General features: G+C 62.1%; 18 protein-coding genes and 1 pseudogene. 3 read left to right on the forward strand and 16 right to left on the reverse strand.

What is annotated here, in order from left to right:
* Window position 1: 1 nt before the first annotated feature.
* The 7 genes and pseudogenes from RB548_RS21665 to RB548_RS21695 all read right to left on the reverse strand — a co-directional run bounded on the left by RB548_RS21665 (window position 2) and on the right by RB548_RS21695 (window position 8,995).
* On the reverse strand, window positions 2–943 hold the full coding sequence (locus RB548_RS21665; RefSeq protein ID WP_331375350.1) for a DUF2493 domain-containing protein: 942 nt from the start codon (window positions 941–943) through the stop codon (window positions 2–4).
* Window positions 944–1,324: 381 nt separating this feature from the next.
* Window positions 1,325–1,754 (reverse strand): annotated as a pseudogene (locus RB548_RS32180) (DNA primase); the annotation flags it as partial.
* A 267-nt stretch (window positions 1,755–2,021) separates the two neighbouring features.
* Window positions 2,022–2,318 carry a type II toxin-antitoxin system RelE/ParE family toxin gene (locus tag RB548_RS21675; RefSeq protein ID WP_331375352.1) on the reverse strand — a complete coding sequence of 99 codons (297 nt, stop codon included), beginning with the start codon at window positions 2,316–2,318 and terminating at the stop codon, window positions 2,022–2,024.
* The gene (locus tag RB548_RS21680; RefSeq protein WP_331375353.1) at window positions 2,315–2,575 is read right to left on the reverse strand and encodes a type II toxin-antitoxin system ParD family antitoxin; all 261 of its coding nucleotides are present in this window, start codon (window positions 2,573–2,575) and stop codon (window positions 2,315–2,317) included. The genes RB548_RS21675 and RB548_RS21680 overlap by 4 nt, the downstream gene beginning before the upstream one ends.
* 91 nt (window positions 2,576–2,666) lie before the next feature.
* Window positions 2,667–3,068 carry a hypothetical protein gene (locus tag RB548_RS21685; RefSeq protein ID WP_331375354.1) on the reverse strand — a complete coding sequence of 134 codons (402 nt, stop codon included), beginning with the start codon at window positions 3,066–3,068 and terminating at the stop codon, window positions 2,667–2,669.
* Window positions 3,069–3,525: 457 nt separating this feature from the next.
* Entirely contained in the window at window positions 3,526–4,578 is a 1,053-nt protein-coding gene (locus RB548_RS21690) for a DUF7146 domain-containing protein (protein WP_331375355.1), read from the reverse strand.
* 13 nt (window positions 4,579–4,591) lie between these two features.
* Window positions 4,592–8,995 (reverse strand): strawberry notch-like NTP hydrolase domain-containing protein, encoded by a 4,404-nt coding sequence (locus RB548_RS21695; RefSeq protein ID WP_331375356.1) that lies wholly within the window; start codon window positions 8,993–8,995, stop codon window positions 4,592–4,594.
* Between the two features lie 260 nt (window positions 8,996–9,255).
* On the opposite strand from RB548_RS21695, the gene RB548_RS21700 reads away from it, so the two are divergent.
* The gene (locus tag RB548_RS21700) at window positions 9,256–10,476 is read left to right on the forward strand and encodes an ATP-binding protein (protein WP_331375357.1); all 1,221 of its coding nucleotides are present in this window, start codon (window positions 9,256–9,258) and stop codon (window positions 10,474–10,476) included.
* Window positions 10,477–10,605: 129 nt separating this feature from the next.
* Window positions 10,606–11,796 (forward strand): DUF1173 domain-containing protein, encoded by a 1,191-nt coding sequence (locus RB548_RS21705; protein ID WP_331375358.1) that lies wholly within the window; start codon window positions 10,606–10,608, stop codon window positions 11,794–11,796.
* Between the two features lie 342 nt (window positions 11,797–12,138).
* Here RB548_RS21705 and RB548_RS21710 read toward each other — a convergent pair whose 3' ends face one another.
* From RB548_RS21710 to RB548_RS21720, 3 genes are all read right to left on the reverse strand, one after another.
* Window positions 12,139–13,329 carry a DUF932 domain-containing protein gene (locus RB548_RS21710; RefSeq protein ID WP_331375359.1) on the reverse strand — a complete coding sequence of 397 codons (1,191 nt, stop codon included), beginning with the start codon at window positions 13,327–13,329 and terminating at the stop codon, window positions 12,139–12,141.
* Window positions 13,330–13,552: 223 nt separating this feature from the next.
* Window positions 13,553–13,990 carry a hypothetical protein gene (locus RB548_RS21715; RefSeq protein WP_331375360.1) on the reverse strand — a complete coding sequence of 146 codons (438 nt, stop codon included), beginning with the start codon at window positions 13,988–13,990 and terminating at the stop codon, window positions 13,553–13,555.
* Window positions 13,991–14,058: 68 nt separating this feature from the next.
* On the reverse strand, window positions 14,059–16,194 hold the full coding sequence (locus RB548_RS21720; protein WP_331375361.1) for a ParB/RepB/Spo0J family partition protein: 2,136 nt from the start codon (window positions 16,192–16,194) through the stop codon (window positions 14,059–14,061).
* 234 nt (window positions 16,195–16,428) lie between these two features.
* Here RB548_RS21720 and RB548_RS21725 point away from each other — a divergent pair, with 234 nt between their 5' ends.
* Window positions 16,429–16,761 (forward strand): integration host factor subunit beta, encoded by a 333-nt coding sequence (locus RB548_RS21725; protein ID WP_331375362.1) that lies wholly within the window; start codon window positions 16,429–16,431, stop codon window positions 16,759–16,761.
* Window positions 16,762–16,781: 20 nt separating this feature from the next.
* Here the strand turns inward: RB548_RS21725 and virB11 are convergent, their stop codons facing one another.
* From virB11 to RB548_RS21755, 6 genes are read right to left on the reverse strand one after another with little or no spacing between them, the layout of a single operon-like run.
* Window positions 16,782–17,771 (reverse strand): P-type DNA transfer ATPase VirB11, encoded by a 990-nt coding sequence (virB11, locus tag RB548_RS21730; protein ID WP_331375363.1) that lies wholly within the window; start codon window positions 17,769–17,771, stop codon window positions 16,782–16,784.
* Window positions 17,772–17,779: 8 nt separating this feature from the next.
* Window positions 17,780–18,943 (reverse strand): type IV secretion system protein VirB10, encoded by a 1,164-nt coding sequence (virB10, locus tag RB548_RS21735; RefSeq protein WP_331375364.1) that lies wholly within the window; start codon window positions 18,941–18,943, stop codon window positions 17,780–17,782.
* Window positions 18,944–18,953: 10 nt separating this feature from the next.
* The gene (gene virB9 / locus RB548_RS21740) at window positions 18,954–19,805 is read right to left on the reverse strand and encodes a P-type conjugative transfer protein VirB9 (protein ID WP_331375365.1); all 852 of its coding nucleotides are present in this window, start codon (window positions 19,803–19,805) and stop codon (window positions 18,954–18,956) included.
* Complete coding sequence (locus RB548_RS21745; RefSeq protein WP_331375366.1) at window positions 19,802–20,473, reverse strand: virB8 family protein; 672 nt, start codon at window positions 20,471–20,473, stop codon at window positions 19,802–19,804. Before RB548_RS21745 ends, virB9 begins: the two co-directional genes overlap by 4 nt.
* Window position 20,474: 1 nt before the next feature.
* Entirely contained in the window at window positions 20,475–20,759 is a 285-nt protein-coding gene (locus RB548_RS21750; RefSeq protein ID WP_331375367.1) for a hypothetical protein, read from the reverse strand.
* A gap of 36 nt (window positions 20,760–20,795) precedes the next feature.
* Window positions 20,796–21,728 carry a type IV secretion system protein gene (locus RB548_RS21755; RefSeq protein ID WP_331375368.1) on the reverse strand — a complete coding sequence of 311 codons (933 nt, stop codon included), beginning with the start codon at window positions 21,726–21,728 and terminating at the stop codon, window positions 20,796–20,798.

Here is a 21,728-nt window from a genome sequence, read left to right on the forward strand (position 1 = left end):
ATCAGGCGGTGTCTCGCATCGCCTGCCAGACAGGGATGCCCAGGCGGCGAGCCTTGTCGGCGAGATTGCCGGTGATGCCGGAGCCGGGAAAGACGATGACGCCGGTCGGCATGACCGAGAGCATCTCGTCATTGCGGCGGAACGGAGCGGCCTTGGCGTGCTTCGCCCAGTTCGGCTTGAAGGTGATCTGCGTCACCTTGCGGGCTTCGGCCCAGCAGGCGGCGATGCGCTCTGCCCCCTTGGGCGAGCCACCGTGCAGCAGGACCATGTCGGGATGCTTGGCGTGGGCCTGATCGAGCTTCGCCCAGATCTGTTCGTGATCGTTGTAGTCCATGCCGCCGGAAAAGGCGATCTTGGTGCCGGCAGGGATCAGCACCTCGGTCTCGGCGCGGCGGCGAGCGGAGAGAAAGTCCTTCGAGTCGATCATCGCCGCCGTCATGTTGACATGGCTGACCTTGGAGCCGGTGCGCGGACGCCAGGCCGATCCGGTCTGGGTTTCGAAGAGGTCGGCGGCAAAGTCGCGCATGAACTCGAAGGCATTGCGGCGTTCCAGCAACGTGATGCCTTCGGCGATATGGCGCTCGAGTTCGACGCTTTTCACCTCAGAGCCGTCCTGTTCGCGCTGGCCGTTCCGCTGCGCCTCTTCATTGCGGTCGAGCTCGCGCGCGATGCGTTCACCGGCGCGGTGAAAGAGGTTGACCGTCGACCAGAGCAGGTCTTCGAGATCGGGTTCGAGCCGGGTGTCGCCGAAGATCTCGAACAGAGCGCCAAAGATCGCGGTGAGACCCGCCTGAACGACTGGCTCTTCGGGAAGCGGGCGCGGATCGGGCTCGTCCTCGAAGGGGCGATGGCCGTAAAGCTGCATCTCGTAGATGACGCGGTCAGTTGGGGAAGAAGCGTGGTGGGGCTCGAAGCCGTCATCAAGGGGAAGCGAAAGGTCCATGGTGGTCTCCGTCTGGTTGCTGCCGCGCCTCTCGCGGCCTGACGGCGATCCCTCTCACGCGGGAAGACGGCCGGAACCGCGGCGCCCGCGCCGCGGCCCAGCGAAGCGCCGGGCGGAGGAAGGAAGGTTTCTTGACCCCGCGAGGAATGACGGCCACGCATCGGCCCGGAAAACGGAACCGGTTTTCGGAATAGCCGATGCGCGGAATGTGGCCCGTCAGGGGAAGAAACCTGACTGACCCGCTGAAGGCCAGGTGACCCGCGTGATAAGGATCGCCCCTCGGCAGGCCCGCAGGCGCGCGCCGACCGGGCGGGACATCACGAGGACCGAACTTCCCGGATCAGAGGGCCGTGCCGCCCCCTTCCCCAGCCCCCCGCGACATCACGCCTGCAGGAAGGCCGCCGCATCCTCGGGCGCGGGCTGTGCGCGCAAGTTCCGGGTGAGCCGGTCCGCTCCGAGCCGCGGCAGATCCTCGTTGAAGTCGCCGAGTTCGGGGGCGATCACCAGGGCAGGACGCCGAGCGCCCGTGCCCGACGGCTCAAGCCTTCGATACCGTGCCGGCCGGCCGCATCGGCGTCGACGGCAACGTAGAGCCGTCGGAACATCGGGGCGACGGAAGGTGATGATCGGCGGTCAACGCCGCCGCCATCAGCGTTCCAGGTATCAGTATGCTTCGAGCCCCTCGCCAGCTGCGACGACCCGGACGGGGCTAGGGACGGGAGAGGAAGCATACGACATTGTCGAATAGCGCCGAATGCGGCGACGGATCGTCGAGCTTCGCCTTGCCGGTATCCTCGCGGTCGAGCCATGTGCTGCAGCGCGACTATAGCGAAGAGATCGGTCATGGATGCAGAGGGCACTGAATGTACACGAGGGGAAATTTCAAAGTTGATGCCGGCTTATCTGCTCGTTTGCATCCTCATCCGATGCAGACGCAGACGGATGGGTAGCATGTCTGTCCCGCATATAGCTGTTCAAAGCATGAACGTATGGGCCGGTGTGTTCGGAATTGAAAAGTCCGTCTTGTTCCAGCGGCAAGTTCGAAAAATCTTGGCGATTGAAATCTTCCGTCATCTGCTTAGTTCTCAAACAGTATGGCGGCATAGTCCATTGCACCATGCAGAACGTGGACGATGACCACTTGCTCAGCTTCCACACGGTAGAAAATCAAGTAGTTGCCATGGACCCTGCGGCGAATGCCGTGCTGTTCATATCGAGGCACCAAAGGGAAGGCTTTTGAGGACGTTGCTATCGTCAGGCATTTCTGTTCCAGCTCATCAAGGAATGACAAAGCCCGGGACGGATTGTCCTTGGCGATGTAATCACCGATCTGTTGCAAATCCGCCTTAGCTTCCGTCGTAAAGCGGACTTTCATTCGGCCGAGTCCGGCAGCATGGCCTTGTATCGCTCACGCAGTTCGCTGAAAACTTCTTCGGAGGCATGAGTACGGCCGGCGTCAGCATCGGCAATGCCACGCGTGATTGAGGCATCGAGAGCGGCAAGGCGTGTCTCACGATCTTGAATCAACCGTACGCCTTCCCGTAGGACTTCACTTTTCGAGCCGTAGCGGCCCGCATCGACGAGCTGCTGGACATAGCTTTCAAGCTGTTTACCCAGGTCGGCGCTGATCATGTTGAATCCTCCTTCGGTCGGGACGCATCCAAGATAGTCTCCTTATCAACTATTATCAAGCATTGTCGCATCGTCCGTCCAACGTGACGTGTTAGACAGCGCGACGACGCTCAGCAATAGCCCGCTCGATACCGGGGGCGGCATGATTGCCGAGCCATTGAATCATTTTCTGGATGCCATCCCCGGCCGGGGCAGTTTCGCCAGCGCCAATCAGTTCCGCACTTGCCTGCGCCATCGCAACGAGAATGCGAGCTGCCTCTGGCACATAGGGAAGGTCTGTCGCCTTGTCGTGGCGCTCGCGGATAATCTGATAGCGAATGTTCTCCGGTAGCGACCAAGCACTGATAAGAAATTCATGGACGCTGACTTTCTGGCCTCCAACGTCAATGGTCGCATCTCGGTCGTTTTCGTTATAGCCGGCCGCCTCGATCCGTTCACAAGCATCAATCGCCGCGCTCATCATTTCCCGGATCAGGTTCCAATCGGTTGTCATGTGGCTCTCCACTTTCGCAAATCTCCTGCGCCTACTTTAGCAACTAAAGGACGGACCATGTTGCTCAGCATGTTCCCGTTCGTTCGGCTTGCAGTCGTGCGATCGAAAATAAGACGCTTTGCCGCGAAACGATCGGCCGGTAGTCGATAGTCGGCGGAACCCAGCTGGACATGGATGGCATCGTCACCGGCTCGAAGGAACGAAGCGGCGGTGAGAATCAGACCGATTCAGACGAAAGTCGCCGTCTTGGACAGCCGAAACGCGCAGGAACCTTCAGCTTGCCCCTGTTAAAAAGGGTTAGTCTGCAAAAAACCCTGGGCCGTTGATATCCAGTGGCCGCCAACGATGCACTCGGACTATTTCATTGCTGCCAGCCTTCGTTTTGCCGTTCTCAACCATTCGATATTTTACTAACGCTTACTCGATAGTGTCGAGCGCCTTCTTGGAAAGCAAGGTATCACGTCGGCAGAAAGGCCGCCGCATCCTCGGGCGCGAGCTGTGCGCGCAAGTTTCGGGTGAGCCGGTCCGCTCCGAGCCGCCGCAGATCCTCGTTGAAGTCGCCGAGTTCGGGGGCGATCACCAGGGGCAGGACGCCGAGCGCACGCGCCCGACGGCTCAGGCCTTCGATACCGTACCGGCCGGCCGCATCGGCGTCGGCGGCAATGTAGAGCCGCCGACAAGCTTCGGGAAGGCGGAAGGCGGCGAGGTGATTGGCGGTCAACGCGGCTGCCATCGGCATTTCGGGCATCACATGCGACAGCGACAGCATCGTTTCGAGACCTTCGCCGGCCGCCAACACCGGGGCGGAAGCGCCGGCCGGAAATCGGAAGCGCACGGCATTGCGGAGAAGACGGCCAAGCGCGCGGCGCGGATTGTCGACGGGCGCCTTTCGGACGCCGTCGGAATCGCGACCCGAACGATCGAGATAGGTGCGGTGCACGCCGGTGATCCTGCTCTCGGCGTCGGTCACCGCTGCGACCAGGGTGGGATAGGTCGACGTTTCGCCGGTGACGAGGTCGCGGTAGTAGCAGGACGGGTGAAATCTGAGCGCCGCATGGGTCGATGCCCGCAGGATGCCGCGCTCGCGCAGATAGGTGTCGGCAAGCGTGCCGGCGAGCGGCAGCGTCATCCGGAACAGGCGGCGCGCGCGCTCCGAGGCCGGTGTTGAGGTCCGCGCATCCTCGGGAACATTAGCCCTTCGGACGGATCCCGCATCGGGTTGCGGGAGGCTCAGAAACTGCCGCGCCTCGTCGGCGACATCGCGGAAATCGGTCAGACCACAGGTTTCTCGCACGAGGTCCAGCAGATCGCCGTACTGACCCGTCGCCGCATCGGTCCATTTCCCGACACGAGGACCGGTTAGATGCACATAGAGTGAACGGCCCTTGTTGTTCTGGACATCGCCGACCACCCAGTAGTTGCCGGCTCGTCCGCCTTCGGAGAGATAGTGACGGCAGACCGCCTCGGCCTTCTCGGCGAGGCGCTCCGCCAGTTCAGAAGCGGACAACATCTTGCCCCTCCCCTCACGTGCGGCTAACGACATCGATCAGCCGATGGCGTTGCATGAGCTGAGCAAGGATCGCCGGCCCTCCCTCGGTCGTCGGCACGAAGAACCGCATCTTCCAGGCGATCATCTCGGAGAAGATGCCGATCGATTTCAGCCAACCGCGCATGCCGTCAGTAAATCCGATGAGTTCGATGCGGTAGTCGTTCATCACCCGGACGCGCCTCAGCGTCATGTCACCGGCAAGGCCGATGATCGACGAGCCGGCGAGCAGGGACGCCCAGGCGTCCTCAGGCGTCAACACCTGCTGCTCGATGCCGAAGGTGCGGCAGAGCCGACCCATTGCCTCAGGCGCGATGACGCGGCCGACGATCCGCTCACCGTCGTCGGTCTGGAGCCGGTAGACGCGGCAATAGTCCTGCGGCAGCAGCCGCCAGATTGGCAGCAAGAGGCCGCTGACAATATGCAGCGTCGTGTGCGAGAACTCAGGCACGGCGGCGACATCGGCGGCCCATGCCTCGGCGAAGGCTTGCTCGTCGGCTTCCTCCCAGCTCGTTTCCTCAAGCTGGCGCACCTCGAAGCGCAGCTCGTCGATCGGCCGGATCAGCGACACGCGCGGCTGGACGGAGCCGTCGTCGAGCATGATCGAGCGGGTCGGCACCAGAACGGCAGGCCGGCCCGACCTGCCGTTGATCATCAGCCTGGCGCGCGGATCCTGCCTGACGAGCGCCATGACCTCATCGATCTGCATCGGCCGGTTGCGGCTCTTCTGGTCGATCGTCAGCAGATGCGACTTCGCACCGGTGACCGGATGGGTGTAGACCAACTTTCGGTCGGTGACCGACATCATGTCGGCGGCGATCGTTTCCAGCCCCAGGTCGTAAACACCGGCGGCGATCGCGCCTTCGATGCGCGCGGTCAGAAGCTGCTCGAACGCTTCGAAGAGCCGATTTTGCATGTCGATCGTGAGCGCGAGCATGCGGTTGAGGAAGGTGTGGATTGGCGGCAGATCGTCCTTGAGGCCACCCTCCTCTGAGGTCAGCGACAGCCCGGTGATCGTCTCGAAGAGCGACAGCGAGCAACCCTCGATCTGGCCAAGATGGAGCAGGTTATAGAACTGCCTTAGCGCGTCACGGGCATATTGGGATTCGAGATTGTCCTCGGCCCGAAACATGCCCTGCCCGCCGGTCTGGCGCTGGCCGCGGGTGATCGCACCTAGCGTGTCGAGACGCCGCGCGATCGTGGAGAGAAACCGTCGCTCCGCCTTGACATTGGTCGTCACGGGCCGAAAGAGCGGTGGCTGTTTCTGGTTGGTGCGGTGGCTGCGTCCGAGGCCCTGGATTGCGACATCGGCGCGCCAGCCGGCCTCGAGGAGATAGTGAACGCGAAGGCGCTGGTTCCTGGCGGCGAGATCCGCATGATAGGAGCGCCCCGTCCCGCCGGCATCGGAAAACACCAGGATCGGTTTGGCGTCGTCCATGAAGGCGCGGGTCTCGTCGAGATTGGCGGCACCCGGCCGGCTCTCGACGGCAAAGCGGGCGATGCTGCTGCCGTCCTTGCGCCGCACGATGCGCCGGGAGCGACCGGTGATCTCGGCGACACGATCCGTCCCGAAATGCTGGACGATCTGATCGAGGGCGGTCGGGATCGCCGGCAGGACCCCGAGCTGTTCCAACAGCGCGTCACGGCGGGCGACGGCTTGGCGGCACATGACAGGTGTTCCGTCCGCGTCGAAGACGGGCCGCGAGCTCAAATTGCCGTCGGCGTCCGAGAACTCTTCGAAGAGCTGCGTCGGGAAGGAATGCATCAGGTAATCGAGGACATATTCCCGAGGCGTGACGTCGACCTGGATGTCACTCCATTCCTCGGTCGGGATTTGCGCGAGGCGCCGCTCGGTCAGGGCCTCGCCCGTCGAGACGATCTGGATCACAGCCGCATGTCCCCCTTCGAGGTCCTTGCTGATCGAGCGCAGCAAGGTCGGCGTCTTCATCGATGTGAGCAGATGATTGAAGAAGCGCTGCTTGGAACTTTCGAAGGCGGATCGGGCTGCAGCCTTGGCGTTCTTGTTCAGCGTGCCGGTCGCACCGGTGATGCCTGCCGCCTCCATCGCCGCGTCCAGGTGATTGTGGATTACCTGGAAGGCTTGCGCATAGGAATCGTAGATACGCACTTGCTCTGGGGAGAGCGCATGTTCGACGATCTCGTATTCGACACCGTCGAAAGACAGCGACCGGGCGCTGTAAAGGCCCAATGCCTTGAGGTCCCGGGCGAGAACTTCCATCGCAGCGACACCACCATCTTCTATCGCCGCGACGAATTCCGAACGGGTCGGAAACGGAAAATCGGCGCTGCCCCAGAGCCCCAGGCGCTCGGCATAGGCGAGCGCTTCGACCTCGGTGGCACCAGTTGCCGACACATAGACGATACGGGCGTCGGGAAGAGCACGCTGGAGCCTCAGACCCGCCCTGCCCTGTTGCGAGGCGGCCTTGGCGCCGCGATCCGATTTGCCGCCGGCGGCGTTCGCCATGGCGTGGCCCTCGTCGAAGACGATGACGCCATCGAAGTTCCTTGCGTCGCCTGTTGCCGCTTCGCCGCTCCCCGCCTCATGACGCAACCAGTCGACGATCTGCTGGATGCGGGAGCGCTTGCCTTCACGTTCGTCGCTACGCAGGGTCGCGAAGGTAGTGAAGAGGATCCCTTCATCGAGCCGGATCGGCGTTCCCTGCCGGAAGCGCGACAGCGGTGTGACGAGGAGTTTCTCCTGGCCGAGTGCTGCCCAGTCGCGCTGGGCGTCTTCGAGAAGCTTGTCGGATTTCGAGATCCAGACATGCCGGCGGCGCCCCTTCAGCCAGTTGTCCAATATGATGCCGGCGACCTGCCGGCCCTTGCCGACGCCGGTGCCATCGCCGAGAAACCAGCCGTGGCGGAAGCGCTTGGCGCCGTCGGTGTCCTCGTTGGCGGCGCTCAGATTGTCAAAGGATTGATCGGCGACCCACCAACCGGCGAGATGACCCGAATGGGCTTCGCCGGCATAGACGACACTTTCGAGCTGAGCGTCTGACAGGATGCCGTTGTCGATGACGTGCTGCGGCAGATGGGGCCGGTAGGATGGCTGCGGTGGCGCGACCGATGCCATGGCGGTGGATTCGACCAGCGTGTCGGGATGTGGTTTGGCCCCAGGAATATCGATCGACTGGAGGCGGTAGGGTTCATAGATGCCGTCCGAGGCATTGTCGCGCCCTGAGGCGACAGCATCGCGTGTCTCGTAGGAAAGCTCGGCAACTAGTTTCGGTTCGGCGCGCGCGGTGGGAGAGGCTTCTCGCCGGGGAAGGGAATTGCCGGCCGTCTTCGGGGCGTGGCGCGCAATACTGCTGGACGGGACGCCGACAAGAACCGGCGCTGCCGAAGGTGTGCGGGGTGGAAGATGTCCGACCCAGGAGAGCAGGGTCTCGACATCGGGCGCGGTGCCCTTGGAGGCAACCAGGCTCAAGGGATCGGCCGCCGGAACCTTGTCGATAACGGTGAGACGGGTTTCGGTTGTCGTACCGTGCCGCTGATAGATCTTGCCGTCGATGGCAACCGTGAAGCGGATCACACCCTGCTCTTGCAGCCGCGTAAAGGCTTCGCGCCATTCGGGATTGTCGGGCGAGAGGTTTGCGCCGGTAATGGCGACCAGCCGGCCACCTGGGGAAAGCCGGGCGAAGGCGGAAGCAAGATGCCTCCAGGCGGCGTCGGCGACCCGACCTTGTCGATGTATGCCGACGGAGAAGGGCGGGTTCATCAGCACAACCGACGGCATTAACGACGGCTCGAGATAGTCGTCGATGTGGGAAGCGTCGTGTTGTCCGACCGCGGCACCGGAGAAGAGCTTCGTCAGCATTGATCGGCGAACCGCCGCATATTCGTTGAGCGCCAGTCGCGCTCCGGCTATCTCGGCGAAGATGGCGAGCAGGCCGATCCCGGCGGAGGGTTCGAGAACGGTGTCGCCAGCCGTCATGCCGGCGGCGCGTGCCGCGACATAAGCGAGCGGCAACGGCGTGGAAAGCTGCTGCAGCGCCTGGCTTTCTTCGGAGCGGCGGGTGTGTGTGGGTACCAGCTCTGCCACCTTCTGCAACATCGAAAGTGCCGATAGCGGCGAAGTCGCGCGCACTGTGATGGCTGCGCCGAACCTCCTGAGGAACAGGACCTGTGCCGCTTCGCTAGCCTCGTAGGCGTCCTTCCAGGTCCACAAGCCTTCGGCGTCGCTGCCGCCGAAAGCGCGCCCGAGCTCGTCACGAAGCGCACCGCTGCTGATCGGCAGGCCGCGTTCGAGGGCTTGCAGCAGCCCCCTGGCGGCCTGAAGGATGTGGGCTGCGTGGCTTGCAGGATCGAGCCGATTGATGGAGGCGGCCGCGAGCGCGGCCGGGGAAGAGATTACGTTCATTGGGGAAGCCTATCGAGAGCGAGGAAAGGACCGGCCTGCCCGAGCGCTCTCCAAAACCCCGCCAGGCCAACCTTTCCCGGCCCCCCTCTCCCTCTTCCCGTAACAAGCACGCTATCCCGGGAGGCAACCGCGCGCTGGCAGCAGCAAACGTCTAGCTGCTGCCGACCTCCAGATTTCGCTCTCGCCCGTTCCAATCAACAATTTGTTGACTTCCAATTATCATAGTCAATAGTTCCAATTTTCGGAGAATCGGGACGGGCATGTACAAACGGTTCGTAGCACGCCGGGTGGAGGAAGCTCTTTCGGATACGCCAGTTGTCCTAATCGTGGGGCCACGCCGGGCGGGCAAGACAACGCTCGTGCGGAAGATGGACGGCACAGACCGTAGCTATATAACGCTGGACGACCAGACGGTCCTCGCTGCCGCGCAGTCCGATCCAATCGGCTTTATCCGCGGTCTTGACCGGGCGATCATTGATGAGATCCAGCGAGCGCCGGAGCTGTTGCTGGCAATCAAAAAGTCCGTGGACGACGATTATCGGCCCGGTCGTTTTCTACTGACAGGCTCCGCCAATGTGCTCACACTGCCTCGTGTCGCCGACAGCCTGGCGGGCCGCATGGAAACCATCCGAATGTTGCCGCTTGCCCGAGCAGAGGTTGAGGGCGCTACGTCGACGTTTCTTGATCGGCTGTTCAAAGGAGAACTGCAGAGCGCTCGGAACGCGATCGTGGGCGATGATCTTGTCAAGCTCGTCCTGCTCGGCGGATTTCCGGAGGCAATCGCCCGAGAAAGCGAACGGCGACGTCAGGACTGGGCCAGATCTTACCTGACGTCGGTTCTGACACGCGATCTGCGGGACATCGCCGATGTCGAGAAGTTGACCGAACTCCCGAGATTCGTGCGGCTGCTGGCCGAGCACTCCGGGCAATTGGTCAATTACTCGCAGTTCGGGTCGAGCATCAACGTCAGCCATAAGACGGGACAGCGATATGTCGGTCTCCTGGAACAGGTGTTCCTGATCGCCATCGTACAGCCGTGGTACACCAACGCGCTGAAGCGGATCGCCAAGACGCCGAAGCTGCATTTCGTCGATTCCGGCATATTAGCCACCGCGCGAGGGCTGACTTTCGATAGGGTGAAGCCAGATCGGGGCACATTCGGTGCACTGCTGGAAAGCTTCGTGTTTTCCGAGATCCTGAAACTCATGACGGGCTCGGATCTGCGGCTTGTTCCTTACCATTTTCGGGACCAGCAGATGCGTGAGGTGGATGTCGTGCTCGAGCGTGACGATGGCATGATCGTCGGGATCGAAGTGAAAGCGAGCGCCACCGTCAAGGCCAGTGATTTTGGAGGACTGAAGACGCTGGCGGAGGCATGCGGAGAGAAATTCGCCTTCGGCGTCGTCCTCTATGACAGCTCCGATGTTGTCCCTTTCGGCGATCGGCTTGCCGCAGCTCCCCTCTCCTGCCTCTGGCGATGACGGCGCTTCAGTGCGTGCTGCGCTCGCATTATACTGACGGCCTTGCAATAGTATAATCGCGAAGACCGTGCTACATCTCTCGCACCGACTCGACCAGCCATTCCGGCGAAAGATAATCAAGGGAGCGATGTGCGACAGTTTTTAATTGGCGAGCAGGCATTGGATGAAGGCACTCCCGAGCTTCCGTCGCAGCTCGAACGCGCTTATGCGCTGAAACTACGGCCACTATGCCTATGCAAGGACCCGCCGGTCCCGATGTATATCGCCCGCCTGGACGGCCAATATCTCGTCAAGCGGATGCCGCTTACCGGGCGGGACCATGATGCCGGCTGCCCATCCTTCGAGCCGCCCTACGAGCTGTCGGGGCTCGGTCCACTGATCGGAAGCGCGATCCAGATCGACGCGGCGTCCGGATCCTCGCTCCTGAAGCTTGACTTCTCGCTGTCGAAACGCGGTAGCCGCGCAAGTGCGGCTCAGCCCTCGCAACCCACGGAGAGCGTGCGCAACGAGACGAAGAAACTGTCGCTGCGGGCCGTGTTGCATTACCTCTGGGATACGGGCGAACTGACCGAATGGACTGCGCTCTGGACAGGAAAGCGCGGCTGGGGGCGCGTTCGCGCAAGCCTCATCAATGCCGCAAGCCAGATGAACGTCCGCGGGGAGCTGCTCAGCAACATCCTGTTCGTACCAGAGGCATTCTATGCGGAAGACAAGGACGGGATCGCGGCCCGCCGTGCCGCAGCACTTTCCGGCGCGCAAGCGTCGGGGCCGGGTCCGCGCAAACTCATGTTGGCGATCGCTGAAGTGAAGGAATTCGCCGCAGCTCGAGACGGCCAGAAAATCCTCGCACGCCACCTTCCCTTCCCGTTCATGGTCGAGGCAAGCGCCTGGAGACGTCTGAACGCCAAATATGAAACGGAGCTCGAGCTTTGGCGCTCCGGTGACGACTTGCACCTCATCATGATTGCGACGTTCGGGATTTCCGGGGCGGGAATTGCGGCCGTCGAGGAAATCGCGCTGATGGTCGTTAACGAGAATTGGATCCCGTTCGAAAGCGTTCAGGAACAGCGCCTACTGGAGAAACTGTCAGGTTGGCGCCGCAAGAGCGTCAAGGGCCTTCGTTTCAATCTGCCGCGGGGGCAACCGATTGCATCCGTCACGCTTCCCGGAGAACGGCCAGGACCGGTCGCGATGTATATCGTTCCGGCGGGAGCAAGCGAAGACTATGAGGCGGCGCTTGCGGAATTGATCGAAGCGCGCCCGGAAATGATCCCATGGATCTGGCGTGTTGCCGAGGGCGATATGCCCCGACTGCCGTGAGAGCGACGTTCGCTAGGCCGAGGGAAGATTGTTACGCAATAATTACCCTCAACGGCCCGTCGACCTTGCGAGCATGCCGTCGCTGACCGGCACCCCCGCCGCGGCTCGGACGTCTCGGTAATCAGCACAGGTGGCCCGGGTGTCGATCGGGTCTACCGCTGTCCTTGAAACCAGGCGTCGAATTCGGCTTGTCTGCGTGCGCGGGTTTGGCGCGCGATGTCGACCAGCTTCCGCGTCGGGATATCTTTCATGCGCTCGGCACAAGCCTCGGCCAGCGGGCCGGTTGAAACGATCCGTGCAGCCCTTCGGCCGCACGGATCGCAGCGGTGATTGCCGGCGAGATCAGGCTGCGCTTTCAAGCAGCTTCTTGGCCTTGCCTTCGAGTTCGAGACGCGTGTCCTGGTGCGGCTTGCCACGAGCAAGGGACGTGATCCCCTGCACGAAGTCGAAAACGCTCTCCGGCGGGTGCCCTTCTTCGGAAAGAACAGCATCAATGATCTTGCCGGTTTCCGCCTTCGAGAAACCGCGCCGGCGCAAGAAGGTCTGGCGATCCTCGTCATTGCGGGCGACGATCCGCTCCCGTGCCGCGCGGATGCCGGCGACGAAGGGCGCTGGCGAGGAATTGGCAAAGCTGTTGAGCGCGGGCGCGGCTTCATAGGCAAACCGCTGGCTGGCGAACTTGGAGTGCCGGATGTTGATCTCCTCGAAATCCTCCACGCCCCAGAGGTTGCGGTTGGCGCAGACTGCTCGAAGGTAGAACGAGGCGATGCCGAGCGTCTTCGAGCCGACCTCGCTGTTCCATGCATAAAACCCGCGGAAATATAGATCCGGCTCACCGTTTGGCAGCCGGCCGGCCTCGATCGGATGGGTATCGTCGACCAGGAACAGAAAGACGTCGCGATCGCTGGCGTAGAGCGTGGTCGTGTCCTTCGTGATATCGACAAACGGATTGTGGGTCATGGTCGCCCAGTCGAGCACGCCGGGCACCTTCCACATCGTGTCCCCGGTTCCGTTGCCGGCGATGTTCATCACGGCCGACACAAGTTCATGATCCCAGATGCGACCGTATTCGGGACCGGTGACTGCTCTGAGTTCGACACGGCCATTGTCCATTTCGAGTGTCTTCACCAGCTCGGCCCTATGGTTGAGAAGACCGTGCTGGAGGTTGATGGCGGCAAGCGGCGCGGGAAGCTGCCGCATATAGGCGGCGGGCGCTCCGACTAGGCTGCAAAGCTGTCCGTAACTCCAATGGGTGGGCGCGATTGGCTCCCGTCCTCCCGGAACGACGAGCTCCAGCCGCTCGGCGTTGTTCCGCGTCGCCTCAACCCGGATCGCGGAGCTTTCGACGGTCCTTGCGTGCGCACGGTCTGCCCTGGATTTGACGGCATGATGGAGTTCGGAAAGCGACAGGTAACGCTCGTCGTCAGGTCGGGAGAACCACTCGGACGAAACGCGGCCGATACGCTCGCCGCGGGAGATGTCGACCTTGAAGCCGTTTGCTGTAGAACGGGAATTGGAAATTATCGTGGTCATGAACTGTCTCCTGAAACGAAAATGCCCGGCTGAGTCGCTTGTCTGCGGCGCCGAGCGCTGGTGAAGGAAAAGAAGGAATGGTGCTCGTCAGGCTGCTCGCGTTGACGAGTGACGGGATGGAAATGACTTGCCGAGGCCGATAGTCGAGCGGACCTGGGTATCGTCGAGCATGGCCAGCCCGACGAATTGCCGCCGACGTGCGCTGACTGAACCGTTACGGCCCTCAAACATCGGCTTCGCCTCCGTCGATTGGCTCGGATGAGCCTTCAGGATCGCGCAGGCCTGCGAGGATCGCTTCGCCCCGGGCGATCGCCCACGAAGCCTTCGCAATCCATTCCGCAGAGGTCGGCCTTTTTGACTGGACGTCGGCGAGCAGCAGTTTCAGCAAACCGAGCAGGATCTCGAAATGTCCCGCCTGCCGCTGAACCATTTGCCTGAACTGCGAGGGGATGGTGATTGCCGGACCGCGATAAGCGGCATTGGCGCCTTGCCAGATGCCGGTCACATGGGTTTCGCCTGATGACTCGTAGTCGTGGCGGGCATCATCCCAGCTGTCATCCTCGACGGCGGCGCGGCAAGCTGCCTCGAGCGTATCGGTGCGAAAGGTGCGATGCCGGAACACCGGCAAGTGGTAGTTGGTTTCGATGGTATAGTCGGGCATCGGAGATCTCCTTTCAAATGAAAGGCCCGGCTGTGAGACCGGGCCTTGGGATGGGGATGAGGAAGGGATTACTCGGCTGCAGCGAGGTGCTGCTCCTCGGTTGGGGTGTCCTCGGAAATCTCTTCGGCATTGACGCCTTCCGTCAGGAATGTCGGAAGCTCGACCGAGGTGTCCTGGGGAAGATCGTCTTCGATGACCGGGTCGACAGCGGTGTCGGCTGCGTCCGGCACCTCATCGATACCGTGCCGCAGTGGCTCCGGAAGCCAACCGCTGCCGGCGAGCAGACGTTCGGCCTCCCGGGCCATGTCCGTCTTCTTCAGATGCTCGATCAATTGGGCCGACTGCCCGCCCTTGGCTTCCTGGACGGCCTTGAGGATGTGAGCCTTGGTTACCCTTCCGAGATAGGTGTCGACGGTCGGCGCCCATCCTGCCGCCACCATGTCGAAGCCGATCGAGCGGGCGACCTGATCGGCATGCGTGATCGCGCGGCTGCGCTTGTTCCAAGGCTCGATGACGGCATTCAGCGACAGCGAAGCGCAATGGGCAAAGAGAGCCTGGCGGCTGACGTCGTCGAGCGCGACCAGGAAACTCCAGAGCTCGTTCGGATCTTTCGGAAGATCCTGACCCCATGCCTCGTGCCGCTGATCGATTTCCTTGGCCCAGACGGTATCGCCGAGCCCCGGCGTCTGCGAGAACCTGGCGCTCTGCAGCGTCAGTTCAAGGCAGCTGTCGGAGCCGTAGTGATAGAAGCTCTTCAGGACGAAGGCGTGCAGCACCGCGATGAAGGCGATGAGCGGATCATTGGCGAGCGCATTGCGCAACGCCACCGTGCGGGTTGCCGTGAGATCGAGCACCAGGCGGTCGGAGAGCGGACGAAGTGCACCGTCATCGTCTTCGCTCTCGCCGCCCGTGACGGCTGTGCCATTCGCAGAGTTCCCATCGGGAGATCCGGACGGCATGTCCCCCGCGCCGGGATCCTCATGGGCTTGCGGGGTGCGATCGACATCCGCTTCGACCTGCGGCTCGTCTTCGGGGCGGACAAATCCGCGTTCGATCTTCAGCTCGCCATTGGCGCCGAGCGAGATGAAGGCGCCAGCGCGCGCGACCTCGTCGCGGTCGAAGACGTAAGGCCGGTCGTTCAGTCGATCGAGTTCGTTGCCGAGCTCCTCGAGCTTGCGTTCGCTCTCCTCGGAGTAATCGTCGGCTTGCGCATATTCCGCATCGAGCTTGTCGTACTCGGCCTTGACGGCATCGTATCGCGCGAGGTCGCTTGCGGTCATTTCAGCCTGCTCGCCATAAAAGCGGCGAAGCCCGGCTGTGTGGCCGTAAGAAAAGTCGAAGGCCGCCTCGACCCATTTCCAGCCTTCCTCCGTCTTGAGCGCTTCGGCGTCGGCCTTGAGCTTCTCGATCACCAACTGCTCGAGGAGTGCGGGATCCTGCAGCCAGCCGCCGTTGTCCTCGTCGAAAAGATCGCGCATGACCACGCCGCCAGCAGCCTCGTAAGCCTCGATCCCGACATAGACGGAACGGCGGTCGCTTGCCCGGATCGCTGTCTCGGTCAGGAGCCGGCGGATATAATAGGGCTCACGGACGTGCTGACGCGAGATCGTGTCCCAGACCTGTTCCTGGCGGACGTGGTCGTTTGTGATGGAAAAGGCCATCACCTGCTGCAACGTCATCTCGTCGCTCGCGTAGAGATCGAGGAGACGCGGCGAAACCGAGGCAAGCCGCAATCGTTGCCGAACCGTCGCCACAGAAACGAAGAAGCGGGCAGCGATGTCCTCTTCATCCTGACCCTGTTCGCGGAGCGTCTGAAACGCCCGGAACTGGTCGAGCGGATGAAGGTCCACCCGATGAACGTTTTCGGCAAGGGAATCCTCGACTTCCGGTGTTTCTGCCTTGCTGACGATGCAGGGGACGCCCGCAGTCTTTGCCAACCGCTTCTGGGCAACCAGGCGTTCGAGCGCGCGGTAACGGCGGCCGCCGGCCGGGATGCGATAGATGCCGGTTTCGTTGCCATCGCCATCGAGTTCGGGCCTGACGTTGAGACTAGTCAGGAGCCCGCGGCGGGCGATGTCTTCGGCAAGATCCTCGATCGAGACACCCGCCTTGATCTTGCGAACGTTCTCCTGGCTGAGGACCAGCTTGTTGAAGGGAATGTCGCGCGCCGCACTAAGGGTGATTTTCGGGGTGGCCTGTGCCATATCGGTTCTCCATGACGGGCCGGCCGGAGCCTCTCTCCGAACCTCGCAACCCGTCACCCCATCTCCTTCCCCCCTCTCCCTCTCCTTCATTTGCGGCAATCGAGAACAGGTTTCCGCGAGACGCACCGCGCCGGGGAAAAACATACGTTGATCACCGGCCGACCTACCCTTATCCATTTTCCCTCCAGCCGCTTCGGCCGCGTCCCTTCCACGGCATCACTGGTGAGGTCACAGGTGATAAAATCCGAACTCATTTCCCTGATCGCCGCACGCAATCCCCATCTCTACCACGCCGACGCCGAAAAGATCGTCGACGCGGTTCTGGACGAGATCACCGAAACCCTGGCGCAAGGAGGGCGCGTGGAACTTCGAGGCTTCGGTGTCTTTTCCGTGCGCAACCGCCCCCCTCATTCAGCCAGGAACCCAAGGACAGGCACATCGGTCTTTGTCGAGGAAAAGTGGGTGCCGTTCTTCCGCCCGGGCAAGGAAATGCAGAACCGACTCAATTCGCCTGAACCGGATGCCGGCGTTCACGCTGCGGGCGGGCGGACGTTTCGTGTATGGTGAATGGCCGTGCCCTCTGTCCCTCAAGCCCGATAATAGATCTCGGTCACCCGGAACCGCCCGTCGACGCGTTTGCATTGCACGACGATGTCGATGGCGATCTTCAGCATCTCCCGGATATCGTGCCGCTCCAGATCCTTGCCGCCTTCCGATTCCTTGACCAGCAGCGTCAGCTGTTCGAAGGCAAGCCGGGCAGAGTCGGCGTGGACGGTGGTGATTGAGCCCGGATGACCCGAGTTCACATTGCGGATGTAGTAGAAGGCCGTGCCGTCGCGCAACTCCTGAAGAAGGATGCGGTCGGGACGCATGCGTAGGCAGGATTCGAGGAGCTCCTTTGCGGAAATCCTTGCGAGACCCTGGCCACCCTTGGAATAGAACAAGCGAACGTGGTTCGGTTGCGGGATGACGAGCTCGGGCGTGTCTTCTATCGAAATGATCCGTTCGTTGTCTGGAATATGGCGGATCAGCGCTTTCGAAAGGGTCGTCTTGCCCGACCCCGTTGCTCCGGAGATGATAATGTTCTTCCGGGCGAGCACCGCCTCCTCCAGAAACGCCTTGTAGGCTCCAGCTTTGTGGAGTTCCAGCAACCGATCGTCGGATGCCGTTGCACCACCCTCGGCTGGCGTGACATCGGCAAACAGGTCCCGCTGATCGAGATCGTCGAGGCTCAGCGACACCGAGGACGGCTTGCGAATGGTGATGCTGACGCTTGCCTTGGTGGTGGCTGGCGGGATCGCGATCTGGATGCGCTCCTCGCCGGGAAGCGTCGCCGACAGGATCGGCCGGGTCTCGTCGATCGATTGATGAGAGAAGCTCGCGACGGCGCGAGCGAGGCGCATGAGCTTGTCGAAGGAAAGCTCCGGCACGTCGTGCGTTCGCCATCCCGACGTCCCTTCGGTCAAGACTTCACCAGGCCGATTGACGATGACCTCGTAAAGGCTCTCGTCGCGAAGGAAGCGGGAAAGCGGGACAAGCAGTTCGCGTACGACACCGGCGTCAACACCCTCAGCCATATCAGGGCCTACTTCGTGACGAGCTTTGAATCCGGCCGGAAATCCCCAAGCACGGCGCGATCATAGATGCGCTTGAGTGGTTCCGTCACGCGCAGGCCATAGACGCTCGAGAAATCGAGGTCGCGCGCCACGAAGATCGAGACCAGCTCGCCCTGGTGCTTCATCAGGGTCGGCGGAATGTTAATCGACTGTTCGACGGCAATGGCCGCCGCCTGCTGGCCCGCGCTCGTCGTGTTTTGCGCATCGACATCGCTGTCCTGAAGCCGGCTGTTCGCATAGGACGTTGCGTCGCCAACGATGGAGAGCAGAATGGCGCTGCCGAAACGCTCCCACCAGTGCGTGTCGACATAGCCGTCCATGCCGGCGCGCCCGAGCGCATCGGTCGCCGGCGAAGCGAGCGTGATGATCACGCCCGTTGGTGTCTTGGCGCGGTTCCACAGAACAAAGAGGCGCTTCTGGCCGCGCTGGAGGCCGCCGCGATATTCGCCGACCACCTGCGTCCCCTTCTCCATCAGGACCACGCGGCCGTTGTCCGACAGGACATCCCGGTTGACGATGCAACTGGTGAAGCCCGGCTGATCCGAGGCAAGTGCAGTCTCTAGGACACACGGGATCGACGTTCCCATGGCGACGATGAAATCGCGGTTTCCGAGCGTGCCGGCGCGCGATCCCTGCAATTGCGTCGGCGTCATCAGACGGTTGAAACGCTGATCCTCGTTTTCGCCTTGCGTGCTGACCGTAGACGGATTGACGCCGAGCGGCACGTAGTTCGATGTGGCGTCGTCAGTGCGGCGATCTGCCGAGGGTGTGGTTTTGCCGCCATAGGCGATAACCGGTGCGCGCCGCGCGGCGTCGAGCAGCTTATCGTCTTCGGAGGGCGCCTCTTCGGTGACGACAGGCGTTGGCAGCTTGACTTCCGTTGGCGTCGGCAGAGGCTCAGCCTTCTCCTTCGCCGGCTCAAAATCCGAGGTCTGGCGGATGACGACCCGCTCCGGCTGTGCACCGTCGGCCGGTTTGTTTTCGCCGCGCATCGACCAAAGCGCGAAGCTGACGAAGGCGACGATCGCGAGCGCCACAGCGCCGCGCCTCAGCACGGGATTGCTGTCGAGCTTGCGGGCCGTGGTCGTTTCGGCTCGCTCGCCTGGAATGCGGCTGGTTTTTTCCTCGGCCATGTGACCTTCCTTACTCAACCGGCGGCGTTTTCATGACACGCTCGACGGACGGCGATGTCGTGTTGGTGTCGGGATTGATGCCGACGCGATCATAGGCCTCGTTGAAGATGCAGAGCACATCTCCGCCTCTCCGCAGGATAAACTTGCGGCTGATTGCGTGGACGAGCACGAGGTTGCCGGCAACCGACTTCGGCACCAGGCTTTCGGTCCCGTCGGAATTTTCCATGTAGATCGCCGGCATTTCCTGGTTTCCAACGAAGGCGAAGGTCGTGACCTTGCCGTTGTCGTAAACCGCCTGCGGCTCGAGCGCTTGCGAGCCTTCAGCCGAATAACGCCAGTTGCGTGGACCATAAGCTTCGTGGATCCCAAGCACCCGATCGGCTTGCGCCGACTGTCGCGCTTGCGCGCGGGCGGCCGCCTCCAGCCGCCGCCTTTCCGCTTCATCGGCCGGATAGCGGTACTTCACGTAGAAATAGGTATTTTGACCTGCCGCGACCGAGCCGTCGCGCACCGTCAGCTCCATCTGGTAGCTGCGGGTCGAGCCGTCGCGCCGGGTGGTAACGACTGAGATGTTGGTGACGGGTTGGTTTTCCCGAGGCTTCAGGAAGAGGATGTTTCCAGCCGGCGCCACTTCCCAGGCGACGGAGTTGCCGAGCGCGACATGGGCAATTTCCTCGTCTGCGGCAAACTCGACCTGCACCGACGATCTCAAAGTGCCAACAATCTTGGTAATGTTGTAGGGCTGGTAGTTGACGAAGCGGATGCGGTTATCCTGGGTCGCGCCGCGCGGGACCTCGAGCCCCAGCGCACTTGATGCGAAACTTGCCACCAGAAGAAGCGGAATGAGGAAACTCGGTCTCAATTGATCGCCTCCGGATCGGCGCGGTATTCGCTGACAGCAAAGCCCAGCGGATTGACCAGGCGGTCGGTGGAAGACATCGGCGCGTTGACGTAAGCGAAGGTGAGCGTCGCGACCCAATGCGTGGTTTTGACGTCTTCGCCACGGGTGACCGTCCGCGTGTATCGGACCGAGGCCACGTTGGCGTTGATAAGGGCGATCGAGACAATATTGATGCGCGACGTCGCACCGCGGCCATAGGTGTTCTGCGGTGATTCCGGATTGCTGCCGCGATAGAGCGCTGCAAAGCGCGTCTGTTCGGGCTGCGTCGAGAGAAGTGCTACGGTGCGGAAATTTTCCTCCGCCTCGCTCCAGACGTAGCCTTCCCGGGCGCGAACATACTTCGCTCCAAAGTACTTGGTGACGGCCTCATCGTAGGTCCCGGCGGTCGACGTCAGCGCCGAGACCACATCGACGATACCGGTCGAATTGTCGACCCGCACGACGAAGGGCTCGACCGTTTTCAGCGGCGTCAGACCGGCGATCGCAAAAACGGATGCGGCGGCAAGAACGCTGGCGGCAATCGTAATCGTCCAGGCGATCCGGGCGGAACGCTCCACCTGAATGAGGCGGTCCTGATCGAAACGGCGTGCCTTGTCGAAATAGCTCTTGAGGCCGTCGGTGGTCACCATGTCATTTTCCCCCGCAGCGGCGGTAGGAGCCGTCGATGTCGAAATCGGCAAATGCGGCGGGAGTGACCGTCTTTTGCTCCTCGACGTACGGCGTTGCATGGCTTGTCGCCCTCCCGGGATCCGTTTCCGCATTCGATTGCTTCGTCGGACTGCTCTCTTCCCACTGCCACATCGCCCGGTTCAGCGGCCGGCGGGAATAGCCGTCGCATTTGGGAAGCGGGTAGGAAATCGAGGCGCAGCCTGTGAGGCCGGCCACCAGGAGGAGCGACAAAATCATGCGGATCATGCGGAAAGCACCTTAAGCATTTCAATGGCGCGGCCGTTAGTCGGCCGCGCGTCGTGTCGTGCGGCGCCCGATCGAGCCCGCTCCCCGCCCGACGGCTCTCGCGGCCTGGGAAGCAGCCCAGGCAAGCGTGCTTTCGTGCGCATCGCGTGCCGCGCCGTAGCCGTAGGTGAGCGAGGCCCCGCCCGATGCAAGCGCCGAGGCGATGCCGGGCAACTGGTAGAAGACGTAGAGTGCGGCGAGGCAGATCGCGCAAAGCGCGATCGGCCGCATCAGCACGTCACTGTAGCCTTCGATGGCGGTGAACGTGGTGTCGATGCAGTTGATCAGCAGCGAGCCGATCGCGACCACCAGGACCTGCAGGATGACGAAATTGACGAGCTGGGCAATCCAGGATTCGGTGAAGCGGCGGGTCGCCTGGAACATGGCAAGCGCCACGAAGATCGGTCCGATCGCGAGCACGATTGCCAAGGCCAGGCGGGCATAGAGCGAGACGATATAGCCGATCGCGGCGACGATGAAGCTTGCGCCGATCACCATCATGCCGCCGATCCCGGTCACGATATCGACGGGCCAGGACGCGCGGGACCAGATCTCGTAGGCGCATCTCTGACCTTTATCGAGCAGGCTATCGAAGGTGGAGGCGCTCGGCGCGGTGCCACTGTTCAGTGCCTGAGAGATCTCCCTTGGCAGCGTGTCGAAGAAGATGTTAGTGACATAGGTCTGGTAGTCGCTGGCGTTTCTCACCAGCATGACGATGATCGCAAGCTTGATCGCCCGGAAGGCAAAATCGAGAATCGGCTCCTGGACCGAGCCGCGCAGCACGAGGTAGCCGTAGAGCACGATGTAAAGGGTGAGCGCCACCGTCAGTGGCCCGCTGATCCAGTTCGCAATGTTCGAGGTGCCCGAGGAAATGAAGTTCTCGAGCGGTGTCTTGAGTTGCGTGTCGACGAAGCTGAAGACCTGGTACAT

It is taken from the genome of Sinorhizobium chiapasense (assembly GCF_036488675.1).
GTDB lineage: Bacteria > Pseudomonadota > Alphaproteobacteria > Rhizobiales > Rhizobiaceae > Sinorhizobium > Sinorhizobium chiapasense.

What these genes read in the sequence shown, in the direction of transcription:
- RB548_RS21685 (WP_331375354.1), bottom strand. Translation starts at nt 3,068, where the DNA reads ATGACAACCGATTGGAACCTGATCCGGGAAATGATGAGCGCGGCGATT.
- RB548_RS21690 (WP_331375355.1), bottom strand. Translation starts at nt 4,578, where the DNA reads ATGTTGTCCGCTTCTGAACTGGCGGAGCGCCTCGCCGAGAAGGCCGAG.
- RB548_RS21700 (WP_331375357.1), top strand. Translation starts at nt 9,256, where the DNA reads ATGTACAAACGGTTCGTAGCACGCCGGGTGGAGGAAGCTCTTTCGGAT.
- virB11 (WP_331375363.1), bottom strand. Translation starts at nt 17,771, where the DNA reads ATGGCTGAGGGTGTTGACGCCGGTGTCGTACGCGAACTGCTTGTCCCG.
- RB548_RS21755 (WP_331375368.1), bottom strand. Translation starts at nt 21,728, where the DNA reads ATGTACCAGGTCTTCAGCTTCGTCGACACGCAACTCAAGACACCGCTC.
- RB548_RS21710 (WP_331375359.1), bottom strand. Translation starts at nt 13,329, where the DNA reads ATGACCACGATAATTTCCAATTCCCGTTCTACAGCAAACGGCTTCAAG.
- RB548_RS21675 (WP_331375352.1), bottom strand. Translation starts at nt 2,318, where the DNA reads ATGAAAGTCCGCTTTACGACGGAAGCTAAGGCGGATTTGCAACAGATC.
- RB548_RS21750 (WP_331375367.1), bottom strand. Translation starts at nt 20,759, where the DNA reads ATGATCCGCATGATTTTGTCGCTCCTCCTGGTGGCCGGCCTCACAGGC.
- RB548_RS21715 (WP_331375360.1), bottom strand. Translation starts at nt 13,990, where the DNA reads ATGCCCGACTATACCATCGAAACCAACTACCACTTGCCGGTGTTCCGG.
- RB548_RS21695 (WP_331375356.1), bottom strand. Translation starts at nt 8,995, where the DNA reads ATGAACGTAATCTCTTCCCCGGCCGCGCTCGCGGCCGCCTCCATCAAT.
- RB548_RS21745 (WP_331375366.1), bottom strand. Translation starts at nt 20,473, where the DNA reads ATGGTGACCACCGACGGCCTCAAGAGCTATTTCGACAAGGCACGCCGT.
- virB10 (WP_331375364.1), bottom strand. Translation starts at nt 18,943, where the DNA reads ATGGCCGAGGAAAAAACCAGCCGCATTCCAGGCGAGCGAGCCGAAACG.
- RB548_RS21680 (WP_331375353.1), bottom strand. Translation starts at nt 2,575, where the DNA reads ATGATCAGCGCCGACCTGGGTAAACAGCTTGAAAGCTATGTCCAGCAG.
- RB548_RS21720 (WP_331375361.1), bottom strand. Translation starts at nt 16,194, where the DNA reads ATGGCACAGGCCACCCCGAAAATCACCCTTAGTGCGGCGCGCGACATT.
- RB548_RS21665 (WP_331375350.1), bottom strand. Translation starts at nt 943, where the DNA reads ATGGACCTTTCGCTTCCCCTTGATGACGGCTTCGAGCCCCACCACGCT.